The following is a 14,684-nucleotide window of genomic DNA, read 5'->3' as shown; positions in this document are numbered from 1 at the left end:
CCGGGGGAAGGCTTCGGTACAACCTGCTGAGATCCGACTCCCCGGACGATCGGCAAAGCCCTACACCCGGAAGCCGCCACCGCCTGCGCTAATGAAGCGTCTGAATGTGTAGCGCGGTGCGGTTCGCTTGTGTCGCCGAAGGGCGACCGTATCGAGGTCGCTCTCTTTCCCGCCTTCCCCGGGCTATGGCTGATCGGTGGTGCCGAGTTCGGCGGTCTCCGCTTCGCCCTGGACCACGGCCAGGCTGATGTCGAACTTGCCCACGTTGGCCACGCTGGTGAACCCTGACAGCGGATATCGATGAACGCTGACAGCGGACAGTACGGCCGAGATCTGTTGGCATCAGCGAATTCTGTCGTCATCGGTGAGCGTGTCCGGCGACCTGGGCGTGTCCGGCGAATGCACGCACATACCGCTGGGTGGGCGTCCGCCGGTGCCCACCAAACGCCGCTGTTATTCGTGAACAACGTCTCTGCCGATTGAGTGTGCCGTCGAGATTCGTGGACAGCTGCCGTCGGAGATGACGAACAGCGCCACAACGGAATAGCGCGCCGCCGGGACTCACGAGGTTCCAGCCCCCTCGGCGAGTTGATACTTGTACGACCTGGGGTTAACGTGCGCGCCGTTTCGCCACTACCCTGGAGCTCAGGGAAGGACGTGGATCGGCTGGTCAGGAATCGTCGTGGACGACAACCGTAAGCCGTCGCGTTCTGACGCGAAGATTTCACCTGAACTTGTTGAGCGGCTTGAACGCTCCCGCGACCGCATCCGTGTGCGGCGTGCTGCGGCGCGGGAAAGGGAGAAAATCGTGACCGCGGCAGTAAAGCGGTATATCGGTGCATGGCAAAGGATCGGCGCGGTGGAGCGCCGCCGCGACAGCGAGATCGCCAGCCTCCAGCAGCGGATCGTCGAGGTCCGAGATGGAGCTGAGGTGGAAATAGCCGAGCAGCGGACTGAACAAGCGGTTGCGGCGGCTGCGATTCGCGACCAAGGCCACGACACCGATGACATCGCCGATTTGTTGGAGATCACTCCGAAAAAGGTGCGCCAACTTCTGTCTGCTGCTCGCGAAGCCGCAGCGATCGCCACGCACTCCGCGGAAAGCGCTGAGCGCGGCGAACGGTCAGATGTTCTGACACCACAGCGGGACAAAGGTCAGGACCAAGAGGTGACCAAGCCCTACCCTGGGTTGCCGTCGTCGACCGTCGTGGACAGCGGACCGTCGAACTTGTTGGCACCAGACGCGGAATGACATGTGCATGGTTTGAAGCGTCGACAATATCGCCGATGCTGGCGCGCCGGTCAAATGTTGGCGTAGCCGCCGACGTTTCGCACAACCCAGGTGAACTGGTGCGGAGATACCGACTGGCGCGCAGGCACATCCGGAGCAGGTGAGAACGGCCAGAAGCACAGTCCACACCCGTGGCAGTACTGGCCGACCCGCCATACCGGCGCAGCTGCTGACGCTCCACGACCAATCCGGTTGTTACGCCGGACACGCCGGATCGCTACCAAGAACATAAGGGCAGGCGGCGTTGCCAGGCAAGCGAGGACAGTGAGAGCGGGGAAGAGCATCCAGCCGGTGCCAAGGTCGGGTGGTGGCTGCAGGACTGCGGCGGTCGTAACTGGGAGTGCGAGAAGGAAGGGGATCGCCAACAGAAGACCGACCGCGACGAGTCGGCCTGATGTGCGCAGCGGCGGTGCGAGCGCGAGGGCGCCGGCGAGGTTCGAAGTCTGTGTCTGTTCGATTGTCGTGGAGCCGAATACCGGGACGAGCCCGGTGGATCCGATTCCGATGCCGGAGTAGTGGTCGGTGCCGGTGATCGTGTGGACACCGCTCTGGCGGATCGCGGGCACGCTTTGGACCCAATCGGTGCGCCCGCAGGTGGGGCAGGAAATATCGACGTCCATGCCTACGTCCCCTCCCGACGTGGTTGCGCCGCGGTGACGTCTGCTGCGCAAGAGCTTGTCTGCTGATATCTGATGCTGCGACGAAAGTTCCTTATATGGAACACTCCTGGCGGCCAGATGTCGAGGTCGATGGCGGTCGCCGTGTGCGATCGGCGCGAACGTCGGCTTCATTGAGAGTCCTTGGATTTGTAGTGCCGTGGTTGGTGCTGTGGATCTTTGGGCGCACCTACTGGGCGAGATCCGGGGTGGTTCTTGCCAATCCCCGGCTGGGCTGTCACAAGTGGGTTTAACGGTCAGCGCGTAGTGATCTGTCACCCGGTGGGTGCACTGTTCCCGTGCTGATCGGGCTGGATCTCGGCTGCTTGGCTGATGATCCTGCTGACGGTGGATCGGCTGCGGTTGATCTCGCGAGCGATTTGAGAGATGTTCCATCCGCTGTCATGACGGAGCGCGAGGATCTGAACGACTTCGGCGGGGTCGCGGCGGTGGGCGGTGTCCTGATCGCAAATGTAGGCGGCAAGTTCGGTCCAGCGTTCGGGAAATCGACAGCCCGAATCGATTGTGTGCACGGTGGATTGTGTCGACTCGGTCGTGCGCACGCGTTGACTCACCGTCACCGCTAGGTCTGCGACGTGCTCGACAGCAGGTTGTTGTTCGCTGTGCATTGTGGTCTCGGTTCCGCTGTTGGAATGAGCGAGTGCGAGTAGAGCGACCGTCGATTGAGCCATCGATCCTTCGACGATTAGCGGCCACAACCAGGCCTCGTTTACGGGCACTCCCGCAAGCAGTGCCATCGCTCGGAGCGCGGTGAACGAGAGCCAGAACGCTCCAGCAGCGATCAGTACCGTCATGGCGGTTGCGATGAGTCGTGTGGCGTGTGCGGCCGCGTGCGCACGTAGCAGGATGGAGACGCCATGGACTGCGAACAGCAGTGCGATCGGGGGAACGATCGCTACGGATGCGGCGACGACCGGTGATGCAACGGTGTGTAGGACGGCCTGGGTCGCGTTGCCAGCGATGCTGACACCAGCGGCAGCAATCAATGTGCACCAGAAGAATGCGTGCGCACGCGGCGTGCGTTCGGCGATCTTTGCCGAACGCGGAGCAACTGTCGGCCCTGGTGAGGCTGTCGTCGGCGTCGTTTGGTCGGAGGGAGACATGGATTCCTTCCTGGATGCCCGGTCAGTGTGCGGACGCCGTAGTCGCCGGTCGGTACGCAGGAGCGAGCGGATGTGGCTCGCGGGTGAGAACTGCCAGGGCGGCGGCGACTTCGTGAAGATGGGCTTTGACATAGGTGGCGGTAGTGCCGTGGGTTTTGCCGCGGTGGCCCGCGTACTCGCGGGCAACGGCGTAACTGAAAGTGCGCTCCACCCAGGTCAGAGTGGTGTGGCGTAGCCAGTGTGCGGTGATGCCGCGGCTCGCGACCCACGGCAGAACTTCGCCGATGCGCTGCCAGAGGTGGTCGTAGCGGCGGGAGGTGATCGGTTTGCCGTTGCGGTAGCGCAGCAGCCGTCCGGACTGTGGGCTGTGGCGTTCGGCAGCATGAGCCAGCAGGTGCCGCATGAGGGTGGGGGAGACGGGCTGCCAGCGCTCGGTGGCGTCCTTCTCCCGTAGATAGATCAGGCACACGTCGGGGTCGAGGTCGTGTGGGCGCAGGGCGAGCGCTCCGCTTCGGCGGCATGCGGTTTCGATGTGCAGGCGCAGGATCAGCGAGTCGAGTTCGGGGTCGTCGCCGGTGGTGGCGGCGACTTGGCAGATCTCGGTGAGCTGCTGTGCTGGGATCGCGTAGCGGTGGGAGCGTTGCCGGGCCGGGATGCTCAGGCGTCGGGCTGGGTTGTCGCTGGGGCGTATCCAGCCGTGGTCCTCGGCGTATCGGTACACAGAGCGCACGGCGCTGACGAAGTGCTCGGCGGCGCTGGTGCCGCCGCGGGACGCACGGTTGGCCCGGCTCGACGCTTGGACAGCTTGGGTCATCTCGTCGAGTTCGGGTTTGGAGACCTCATCGAGACGGCGGTCGTGCCATTGGGTTTCGAGTCGGTTCAGCGGCGCACCGTAGGTGCCGCGAGTCCCGGCGGTGAGGCTCGCTCGGACCTGAGGGACAACCTCACCGAACGTCGGAACGGGGATAGCGACTGTGACCAGATCGGCGGGGGTGATCCCCATCTGGGAGAGCAGCAGTTTGGCGGCGGCCACCGTTTCCGCGTTCGCGGCGGGCTGGATGGATGTCGTCATGGGCGCACCGCCCCGGCGAGGTTCACGCTCGCGGCACAAAGCTCGTCCAGGGTGGCGCGAGGATGCACAACGAGTCGACCGGTGCCGCGGTGTCCGAGCAGCAGCACCTGATCGCCGACGAACAAGCACGCCAGCCGTCGCTGCCGATACGGGACGCGGAAGTAACCCTCGCGGGTGACGATCGCCTGGCCGTCCGACCTCGGAGTGACGGTCAAGGTTCCGCCGACCGCCACGGCCACGTCCAGACGAACACCGGCGCGCCAGCGCATAGCCGCCAGCAGACGCTTGTCAGCGATACGACCGCCGTCGCCCACCACTGACATTCCGTAGATCAGATTGGCGTCCGGCGCGCGGACAACTGGGTCGGCGGTCACCGGGCCATGGATCAATTCCTCCAACGGCGCCTGAGGAAACGCCAACAGGGGGATCATCGCCGGACCCGACCGACAGCGGGATCGATCGCCCCGCCCGGGACTCGTCTCGAGGCATGGGAAGGGATGACGCCCGAAATCAGGCGACCGCCAGCCGGGACACCCGCCCGGCGACCCCGATCGCCCCTTCCAGCTAGCACTTCTCGTGACACACCTGCCACAAAACGTTGCAGGTCAGGACACATATCCACAAGCAGCCTCCGCGTGTATGAGAACTCTCGAACACGCCGCTGCCACATGTGTCACGCATGACACGAATGTGTGCGCGAGAGGGGACTTGAACCCCTACGTCCGTGGACACCAGAACCTAAATCTGGCGCGTCTGCCAATTTCGCCACTCGCGCTTGATGGTACGACCGTCCAAACTCTACCGGGCTTGACCGCCATCGCGAAGCTCAGCCCCGGCATGTCGTACTGGTCAGTAACCCCACCAGGTATTATAACGATTCGGTAACGCCCAACATGAGGAGTGCTCATGTTTCATACGCGTTAGTAACCAGGTAGACCAGCGGCTTTAAACATGAGGGAGGGTCATGTTTCTGGGCATTCTGGTACGACAGTACCGGAATACTCGGCGGTAATTGGGGTGCCGTAAGGCAAACGTGAGGATTTCCTCATGATTTTCTGGAATCCTTGCGGTCATCAGGGCTCATTGGTGAGGAACACCTGCGCACCGGAGGGAGCGGCGTGTCTCGACGGCATGTCGCCAGAGAAGGAAGTCGAAGCGTCTTGACGATCAATGAGAGCACTGCGGCCGGAACCGGACAGAGCCCGAAAGTGGTTGGGGCGCCACAGCAGGGGGGATCCAGGGCCCCGCTGCTGGATCGACTGCTGGGCGGAACGCCCTATGCGCTGGCCTTCGGCGGGCAGGGTGCGCGTTGGCTGGGTGAGTTGGAGGAGATCGGGCGCGATGCCGCGCTGGAGCCCGAGCTGACCGCACTGGTCAACGAGGCGGCCGCGCTGCTGGAGCCCGTTGCGGCCCAACTGCTCGTGGTGCGCCCGGTCGGCTTCGACCCGATCGGCTGGATGCTCGAGAACGAGCTCGCCGACGGGGATGAGGCCGAGGTTTCGGGTGCGCCTTCGGAGCAGGTGCTGCGGTCGGCCGCGGTATCCATGCCTGGCGTATTCCTGACACAGGTCGCCGCCGTGCGCGCGCTGCGGCTGCAGGGTCTGGATTCGAACGAGCACGCGCCGGTCGCGATCGCCGGACATTCCCAGGGGCGGCTGGCCGCGACCTCGGTGGAGGCCGGGGGACAGCGCGATGCCGAACTCCTGGCCATCGCCCAAATGATCGGTGCGGCAGCGGGTTTGGTGGCGCGGCGGCGCGGTCTGATGCCGGTGGGCGAGCGTTCGTCGATGGTCGCGGTATCGAATGTCGATCCCGAACACCTGACCACGGTGGTGGCCGAGGTGGCCGCGGGCGTGGATCCCGCCGCGGCCGCGGTGGTCTCGATTCGCAACGGACGTCGGCGCGTAGTGCTCTCCGGTACACCGACCCAGCTCGAGCGCGTGCGCCAGCGGTGCGCCCAGATCCATGACGAGCAGACCCGTGAGCGGGATGCGAAGTCGCGCGGTGGCGCGGTGTTCGCACCGGTCTTCGAGGATCTGGCCGTCGATGTCGCCTTCCATCACCCCGCACTCGCCGACACCGTCGACATCGTGAGCAGCTGGGCATCCCAGTGCGGTCTGGACGCGGCGCTGGCGGGCACGCTGGCGCGGGAGATCCTGGTCGATCCGATCGACTGGGTCGAGGCGGTCGACGGCATGGTCGCCGCGGGCGCGCAGTGGATTCTCGATATGGGCCCTGGCGATCTGCTCAGCAGGCTCACCAGCGGCTCGCTGAAGGGCACCGGCGTCGGCATCGTCGCGGCCGCGACCCGCGCGGGCCAGCGCAGCCTGCTGACCCCCGGCGCCGCGCCCGAGGTGGCCCAGCCGTGGTCGGCGTTCGCGCCGCGCCCGGTGCGCCTGCCCAATGGCCGCGTGGTGGTGGAGACCGCGTTCACCAAGCTGACCGGTCGCTCGCCGATCCTGCTCGCGGGCATGACCCCGACCACCGTCGACGCGAAAATCGTTGCGGCGGCGGCGAATGCGGGCCACTGGGCGGAGCTGGCCGGTGGCGGCCAGGTGACCGAGCAGATCTTCGCCGACCGGGTGGCCGAGCTGAAGACGCTGCTGCACCCGGGGCGCGCGGTGCAGTTCAACTCGCTGTTCCTCGACCCGTACCTGTGGAAGTTGCAGCTCGGCGGTAAGCGCCTGGTGCAGAAGGCCCGCACGGCGGGCGCGCCGTTCGACGGCGTCATCGTCACCGCGGGCGTTCCGGAGCTGGAAGAGGCCGTCGCGCTGATCGCCGAGCTGACCGAGGTCGGCATCACGCATGTGGCGTTCAAGCCGGGCACCGTCGCCCAGATCCGCGCGGTGCTGCGCATCGCCGACGAGGTGCCGGACTACCCGGTGATCATGCACATCGAGGGTGGTCGGGCCGGTGGCCACCACTCCTGGGAGGACCTGGACGACCTGCTGCTCGAGACCTACGCCGAGCTGCGCAACCGCGGCAATGTGGTGGTCTGCGTCGGCGGCGGCATCGGCACCCCCGAACGCGCCACCGAATACCTGACCGGCGAATGGGCGGTGCCGCACGGCTATCCGGTGATGCCGCTGGACGGCGTGCTGGTCGGCACCGCCGCCATGGCCACGCTCGAGGCGACCACCGCACCCGAGGTCAAGCAGCTGCTCGTCGACACCCCCGGCACCCAGGACTGGGTCGGCGCGGGCACGGCAACCGGCGGAATGGCCTCCGGCCGTAGCCAATTGGGCGCCGATATCCACGAGATCGACAATGCGGCCTCGCGCACCGGCCGCCTGCTCGACGAGGTCGCCGGTGACGCCGACGCGGTCGCCGAGCGTCGCGACGAGATCATCGCCGCGCTGAACGCAACGGCCAAGCCGTATTTCGGCGATGTGGCGACCATGACCTACCTGGAGTGGCTGGAGCGCTACGTCGAGCTGGCCATCGGCCTGGACCGCCGCAAGGATTTCGACTGCGGCAGCGACCTCGGCGACGCCTTCCTCGACGCCACCCGCTCGCTGTGGCTCGACATCACCTGGCGCGACCGGTTCGCGGAAATGATGCGCCGCACCGAATCCCGGCTGCATCCGGCCGACCGCGGCGAGATCCCGACGCTGTTCGAATCCGATGAGGTCTTCGAGAATCCGGTCGATGCGCTGTGCACGCTGAAGCAGCAGTACCCGGCCGCCGAGCAGACCCTGCTGCATCCGGCGGATGTGCCGTTCTTCATCAGCCTGTGCAAGACACCCGGTAAGCCGGTGAACTTCGTGCCCGTGGTGGACGGCGATGTCCGCCGCTGGTGGCGCTCGGATTCGCTGTGGCAGGCCCATGATCCGCGCTACTCGGCCGATCAGGTGTGCGTCATCCCCGGCACGGTGTCCGTCGCGGGCATCACCCGTGTCGACGAGCCCGTCGGCGAACTGCTGGACCGCTTCGAGCAGGACACGGCGTTCTCGCTGGTCCGTGCGGGCGTGGTGCCGGTCGCCGTCGACGCGCGGCGCACCGCGGGCGTGACCACCGGCCCGATCGACGCGGTGCTGGCCGCGCCGGATGTCGAATGGTCGGGCCGCACCACCGTCAACCCGATCCACCGCCTCGGCGACCTGTCGGAGTGGATCGTCGACGGCGAGGGTGCCCTGCATCCGCCGACCGGTGCGACGATCACCGAAACCACCGGGCCGGATGAGGATCACTCCTATGTCGAGCTGACCGTTCCGCTGTCCGGCCGCGACGCCGTGCGCATCCGGATTCGCATCACGGTGCCGTCCTCGCTCTACAACGGCGGCGCTCCGGTCATCACCGAAACCGATGCCGACAACGCCATGTCCGCGCTGCTCGCGGTCGCCGCGGGCCAGGCGCTCCCGGAGGTCAAGGGCAAGGTCGCGCACATCAACCTGGCGTGGACCCCGGACCTGATCGCCGATCACGCGGGCGTCACCGGCTCGGGCCTGCCCGAATCGTTGAGCACGCTCGGCCGTAGCGTGCCCGACGTACTGGTCGGCGCGTGCTGGCCCACCGTCTTCGCGGTGCTCGGCGCCTCCCGCACCGAGAACTCGGATTCGGTGATCGAGGGCATGCTGGATCTGGTGCATCTCGATCACCAGATCGAGCTGCTGCGCGAATTGCCGCGCACGACAAGCATTCTCGTCGCCCGCGCGGAGTCGAAGTCGGTGCTCGACACCGACCTGGGCCGGGTGGTCGAGGTCGAGGTCACCGTCGGCGAGATGCGTGATCAGGGCCTCGACGTGGTGCCGTTGGCTCGCCTCACCGAACGCTTCGCCATCCGCGGCCGCAATGGCGCCGGCGAGCTGGCCGATCCGCCGCGTGCCGCCGGTGCCGTCTCCGATGCCGCCATCGACACCCCGCGTCGGCGTCGCCGCGATGTCAAGGTGGTGGCGCCGCGCGCCATGAATGCCTTCGCCACGGTCTCCGGTGACCACAACCCCATCCACACCAGCGATTCCGCCGCCAAACTGGCCGGACTCGGCAGCCCGATCGTGCACGGCATGTGGCTCTCGGCCGCCGCGCAGCACGTGGTGTCCGCCATCGATCCGGCAAGCTCCACTCCGGCACGGACTTTGACCGCATGGACCACGCGCTTCCTCGGCATGGTCCGCCCCGGCGCGGAGATCGACGTGCGCGTCGAGCGGATCGCCGTCGACGCGGGCAGCGAAATCGTCGAGGTCTCCTGCCGCACCGATGGCGAGCTGGTGATGACCGCGACCGGTCGCACCGCCGCCCCGAAGACCGTCTACGCCTTCCCGGGCCAGGGCATTCAGCGCAAGGGCATGGGCCTGGACGCGCGCTCCCGTTCCAAGGCCGCCAAGGAGATCTGGGAGCGCGCCGATAAGCACACCCGTGCGGCACTGGGCTTCTCGATCCTGGCCGTGGTCCGGGACAACCCGACCTACCTCAAGGCGCGCGGTGTCGAACACCGGCACCCGGACGGCGTGCTGCACCTGACCCAGTTCACTCAGGTCGCCATGGCGGTGCTCGGTGTCGCCCAGGTCGCCGAGCTGCGCGAGGCCGGTGCGTACGTCGAGGGCGCCATGCTGGCCGGACATTCGGTCGGTGAATACAACGCGCTCGCCGCGGTCGCCGGTGTGCTGCCGCTGGAGGCCGTGCTGGAGGTGGTCTTCCAGCGTGGTTCGGCCATGCACGAGCTGGTGCCCCGGGATGCGCAGGGCCGCAGCGACTATCGGATGGCCGCCATCCGGCCGTCGCAGATCGGGCTGCCCGACGACGAGGTCATCGGCTTCGTCAAGGATGTCGGCGCGAGCGTCGGGGAATTCCTCGAGGTCGTCAACCTGAACCTGCGCGGTTCGCAGTACGCGATCGCGGGCACGGTCAAGGGCCTCGACGCGCTGGAGGCCGAAATCGACCGCCGCCGTGCCGAATTCGGCGGTAAGCGGGCGTTCATCCTGGTCCCCGGCATCGATGTGCCGTTCCACTCCACCGTGCTGCGCGAGGGCGTTCCGGAGTTCCGGCAAAAGCTCGAGCAACTGCTGCCCGCGGACCTGCATCCGGAAATCCTTGTCGGACGCTACATTCCGAACCTGGTGCCCAAGCCGTTCTCGCTGGAGCAGGCATTCGTCCAGGAGATCGCCGATCTGGTGCCCTCGGAGCCGCTGGCCGCCGTGCTCGCCGACTTCGACACCTGGGCCGCGCGCCCGACCGAACTGTGCCGCGTGGTGCTGATCGAGCTGCTGGCCTGGCAGTTCGCCAGCCCGGTCCGCTGGATCGAGACCCAGGACCTGCTGTTCACCGATACCGCGCGCGGCGGACTCGGGGTCGAGCGGTTCGTCGAAATCGGTTTGGGCGCGACGCCGACCGTGGCGAACCTGGCGAGCCAGACGCTGAAGCTGCCCGCCTTCGGCACCGTCACCGTTGAGGTGCTGAATATCGAGCGCGAGGCCGCGGTCGTCTACTCGACCGATACCGATCCCGCGCCGGTCGACGAGCCCGCCGATGAGCCGACCGAAACCGCTTCGGCCGCAACGCCGGTCGCCGCGGCCCCGGTTGCCGCCCCGGTCGCGAGCTCGGGTGGTCCGCGTCCGGACGACATCGCGTTCACCGCCGCCGATGCCACCCGCGTGCTCATCGCGCTGTGGACCAAGCTGCGGCTGGACCAGATCGGCCCGGTCGACACCATCGAGGGCCTGTGCGACGGCGTCTCGTCCCGACGCAACCAGCTGCTCGTCGACCTCGGCTCCGAGCTGTCGCTCGGCGCGATCGACGGTGCGGCCGACGCCGATATGGGCGCGCTCTCGGCCACGGTCGAGCGACTTGCACGCACCTACAAGCCCTTCGGTTCGGTGCTCTCCGATGCCATCGGCGACCACCTGCGCAAGGTCTTCGGCCCGTCCGGCAAGCGGCCCGCCGCGATCGCCGAGCGCGTCAAGAAGGTCTGGGAGCTCGGCGACGGCTGGGCCGACCACGTCACCGCCGAGGTGTCGCTCGGCACCCGCGAGGGCGTCAGCGTGCGCGGCGGCGATCTCGGCGGATTGGTCGCGGGTGTGAGCGACGCCGCATCGGTCGACGCGGCCATCGACGCCGCCGTACAGGCCGTCGCGGCCCGTCGCGGTGTCGCGGTGTCGCTGCCGAGCGCGGGCGGCGGTGGCGGCGCCACCGTGGACGCCGCGGCGCTGGGTGAGTTCACCGAGCAGATCACCGGTCGCGACGGCGTGCTGGCCACGGCCGCCCGCGTGGTGCTCGAACAGCTCGGCCTGACCGAGCAGGCATCCGCGCCGGAGGCCGCCGACGACACCCTGGTCGACCTGGTCTCGGCCGAATTGGGTTCGGACTGGCCGCGTCTGGTCGCGCCCGCCTTCGATGCCCGCAAGGCGGTGCTGATCGATGACCGCTGGGCGACCGCGCGCGAAGACCTGGCCAAGCTGTGGCTGCTCGACGACATCGGCTCCGGCGAAGGCCCGGTGCACGGTTTCCTCGGTGCGGGCGAAGCCGTTGCGGCACAGGCCAACTGGTGGCGCGAGAAGGCCAAGCACGAGGCCCGCTCGGTGCTCGCCGGACTGTACGAGCGCATCGCCGAGGCCGCGCTCAGCACCGAAGAGCCCGGCCTGTGGTCCTCGGATATCGCCGTGATCACCGGCGCCAGTAAGGGTTCCATCGCGGCGGCGGCCGCCGGTCGACTGCTCGGCGGCGGCGCGACGGTCGTGGTCACCACCTCGCGCCTCGATGACGAGCGACTCGGCTTCTACCGCAAGCTCTACCGCGAGAACGCGCGCCACGGTGCCGCGCTCTGGGTGGTGCCCGCGAATATGGCCTCCTACCAGGATGTCGACGCGCTGATCGACTGGGTCGGCAGCGAGCAGGTCGACAATGCGGGCGGCGCGAAGGTCAAGGTCAAGGACGCGATGACCCCGACCCTGTTGCTGCCGTTCGCGGCGCCGCGGGTCGCCGGTGATCTCGCCGATGCGGGCGCCCGCGCCGAAATGGAGATGCGGGTGCTGCTCTGGTCGGTCGAGCGGCTGATCGGTGGGCTGTCCAAGATCGGCGCCGACCACGACGTCGACGCGAAACTGCATGTGGTGCTTCCGGGTTCGCCCAACCGCGGCATGTTCGGCGGCGACGGCGCCTACGGTGAGTCCAAGGCCGCGCTCGACGCGGTGGTCGGCAAGTGGCGGGCCGAGAAGTCGTGGTCCAGCCGAGTCACCCTGGTGCACGCCATGATCGGCTGGGTGCGCGGCACCGGGCTGATGGGGCACAACGATCCGATGGTGACCGCGGTCGAAAAGGCCGGTGTGCACACCTGGTCCACCACCGAGATGGCCGATGAGCTGCTCAAGTGGTGCACCTCGCGGGCCCGCCAGGTGACCGCCGCCGGACCGCAGCAGATCGACCTCACCGGCGGACTCGCCAGGGCCAAGCTCGATCTGCCCGCACTGGCCAAGCAGGCTCAGGAGGCCGCCGCGGCCGAAACCGAGGAAGCCGTTGCGGCGGGGACGATTTCGGCGCTGCCCGCACCGCCGACCATGAGCTCGGTGCTGCCGGTGCCCGAATGGGGCACGGTCACCGCCGATCTCGCCGATATGGTCGTCATCGTCGGCGCCGGTGAGCTCGGCCCGTACGGTTCGGCGCGCACCCGGTTCGAGATGGAGGTCGAAGACGAGCTCTCGGCCGCGGGCGTGCTGGAACTCGCCTGGAGCACCGGCATGGTGACCTGGGAGAACGACCCCAAGCCCGGCTGGTACGACACCGAATCCGGTGACTACGTCCCCGAACACGAGCTGGCCGCGAAGTACCACGACGCGGTCGTCGCCCGCTGCGGTGTGCGCCGCTACGAGGACGACGGCGCCATGATCGACAATGCCGCGCCGCTGATGACCTCGGTCTTCCTGGACCAGGATCTGACCTTCACGGTCGGCGGCGAGGCCGAGGCGCGCGCCTTCTACGCCGCGGATCCGGAGCACACGGTGATCGCGCCGGTCGCCGATTCCGGTGACTGGCAGGTGATCCGCAAGGCGGGCACCGAGATTCGGGTGCCGCGCAAGGCCAAGCTGTCGCGCACCGTCGGCGGTCAGATCCCGACCGGCTGGGATCCCACCATCTGGGGCATCTCCGCCGATATGGCCGCCTCGGTGGACCGGGTGGCGCTGTGGAACATCGTCTGCACCGTGGACGCGTTCATCAGCTCCGGGTTCAGCCCGGCCGAGCTGATGAGCTGGGTGCACCCGAGCCTGGTCGCCAACACCCAGGGCACCGGCATGGGCGGCATGTCCTCGATGCGCTCGCTCTACATCGACAACCTGCTCGGTGAGTCGCGCCCGAACGACATCCTGCAGGAGGCACTGCCGAACGTCGCGCTCGCGCATGTGGTGCAGTCCTACGTCGGCAGCTACGGCGCGATGGTGCATCCGGTGGCGGCCTGCGCAACGGCGGCGGTGTCGGTGGAAGAGGGCGTCGACAAGATTCGTTTGGGCAAGGCCGAATTGGTGGTCGCCGGTGGTTTCGACGATCTCGGCATCGAGGGCATCGTCGGCTTCGGTGACATGTCGGCCACCGCGGATTCGGCGGCCATGAGCGCCAAGGGCATCAGCGATCGGTACTTCTCCCGCGCCAACGACCGCCGTCGCGGCGGCTTCGTGGAATCGCAGGGTGGCGGCACCGTACTGCTGGCTCGCGGCGACGTGGCGGTGGAAATGGGCCTGCCGGTGCTCGGTGTGGTCGCCTTCGCGCAGTCCTTCGCCGACGGCGTGCACACTTCCATCCCGGCGCCCGGACTCGGCGCGCTCGGCGCCGGTCGTGGCGGCCGCGAATCCAAGTTCGCCGCCGAACTGCGCAAACTCGGTGTGGCGCCGGACGATATCGCGGTCATCTCCAAGCACGACACCTCGACCGCGGCCAACGACCCGAACGAGTCCGAACTGCACGAGCGGCTGGCCGCGGCCGTCGGACGTTCCGAAGGCGCACCGCTGTTCGTGATTTCGCAGAAGAGCCTGACCGGACACGCCAAGGGCGGTGCGGCCGCATTCCAGCTGATCGGCCTGTGCCAGGTGCTGGAAAACGGTGTGGTGCCGCCGAATCGGAGCCTGGACTGCGTCGATGACAAGATGCGTGCCTACCCGCATCTGGTCTGGGCGCGCGAACCGCTGCGCTTCGGCGATCGGTTCCCGCTCAAGGCCGGTCTGCTGACCTCGCTCGGCTTCGGGCACGTCTCGGGTCTGCTCGCGGTGGTGCATCCGCAGGCGTTCATCCAGGCCATCGAGCCGGGACGGCGCGAGGAGTACCAGCGCCGGGCACAGGAGCGTCAGCTCGCCGGACGGCAGCGCTTCACTGAGGCAATGTGCGGCGGCGCCCCGCTGTACGAGCGGCCGGCCGACCGGCGCCTCGGTGCCGATGGTGTGCCGTCCGCGCAGAAGCGGCAGTTGGAGGCCGACGTGCTGCTCTCGCCCGAGGCGCGGCTGTCCGGCAACGGCACCTACCGGGCCGACGGCGCGGATTGCGGCACCGGGGCAGTGATCCTCGGGCAACTCGACGCCGATGGATCTATTGCATAGCGGCTTCGGCCACTACCGTGCAGAGTG

The 14,684-nt window shown here is 67.7% G+C and carries 6 protein-coding genes and 1 tRNA gene; 2 read left to right on the top strand and 5 right to left on the bottom strand.

Annotation, left to right across the window (positions count from 1 at the left end):
* The first annotated feature begins 682 nt into the window (after positions 1-682).
* Positions 683-1,252 (top strand): hypothetical protein, encoded by a 570-nt coding sequence (locus ACHQ4I_RS04155; protein ID WP_420770316.1) that lies wholly within the window; start codon positions 683-685, stop codon positions 1,250-1,252.
* A gap of 50 nt (positions 1,253-1,302) precedes the next feature.
* Here ACHQ4I_RS04155 and ACHQ4I_RS04150 read toward each other — a convergent pair whose 3' ends face one another.
* The 5 genes from ACHQ4I_RS04150 to ACHQ4I_RS04130 form a co-directional block, all read right to left on the bottom strand.
* Positions 1,303-2,082 carry a hypothetical protein gene (locus tag ACHQ4I_RS04150; RefSeq protein WP_420770315.1) on the bottom strand — a complete coding sequence of 260 codons (780 nt, stop codon included), beginning with the start codon at positions 2,080-2,082 and terminating at the stop codon, positions 1,303-1,305.
* Positions 2,083-2,222: 140 nt separating this feature from the next.
* The gene (locus ACHQ4I_RS04145) at positions 2,223-2,762 is read right to left on the bottom strand and encodes a DUF2637 domain-containing protein (RefSeq protein ID WP_420770358.1); all 540 of its coding nucleotides are present in this window, start codon (positions 2,760-2,762) and stop codon (positions 2,223-2,225) included.
* Between the two features lie 331 nt (positions 2,763-3,093).
* Entirely contained in the window at positions 3,094-4,143 is a 1,050-nt protein-coding gene (locus ACHQ4I_RS04140; protein ID WP_420770314.1) for a tyrosine-type recombinase/integrase, read from the bottom strand.
* Entirely contained in the window at positions 4,140-4,562 is a 423-nt protein-coding gene (locus ACHQ4I_RS04135; RefSeq protein ID WP_420770313.1) for a hypothetical protein, read from the bottom strand. The genes ACHQ4I_RS04140 and ACHQ4I_RS04135 overlap by 4 nt, the downstream gene beginning before the upstream one ends.
* A gap of 274 nt (positions 4,563-4,836) precedes the next feature.
* A tRNA-Leu gene (locus tag ACHQ4I_RS04130) sits at positions 4,837-4,918 on the bottom strand.
* 385 nt (positions 4,919-5,303) lie between these two features.
* Here ACHQ4I_RS04130 and ACHQ4I_RS04125 point away from each other — a divergent pair.
* Positions 5,304-14,657: a fatty acid synthase subunit beta domain-containing protein gene (locus tag ACHQ4I_RS04125; protein ID WP_420770312.1), complete on the top strand. Its 9,354-nt coding sequence runs from the start codon at positions 5,304-5,306 to the stop codon at positions 14,655-14,657.
* Positions 14,658-14,684 lie beyond the last annotated feature (27 nt).

The organism is Nocardia nepalensis (assembly GCF_048910785.1).
In the GTDB taxonomy this organism is placed as follows: Bacteria; Actinomycetota; Actinomycetes; order Mycobacteriales; family Mycobacteriaceae; genus Nocardia; species Nocardia nepalensis.
This window is presented reverse-complemented; position numbering and strand designations above follow the sequence as displayed.

Excerpts from the sequence above, each read along its gene's own strand:
- ACHQ4I_RS04150 (WP_420770315.1), bottom strand. The coding sequence starts at position 2,082 with ATGAAGCCGACGTTCGCGCCGATCGCACACGGCGACCGCCATCGACCT.
- ACHQ4I_RS04145 (WP_420770358.1), bottom strand. The coding sequence starts at position 2,762 with ATGACGGTACTGATCGCTGCTGGAGCGTTCTGGCTCTCGTTCACCGCG.
- ACHQ4I_RS04140 (WP_420770314.1), bottom strand. The coding sequence starts at position 4,143 with ATGACGACATCCATCCAGCCCGCCGCGAACGCGGAAACGGTGGCCGCC.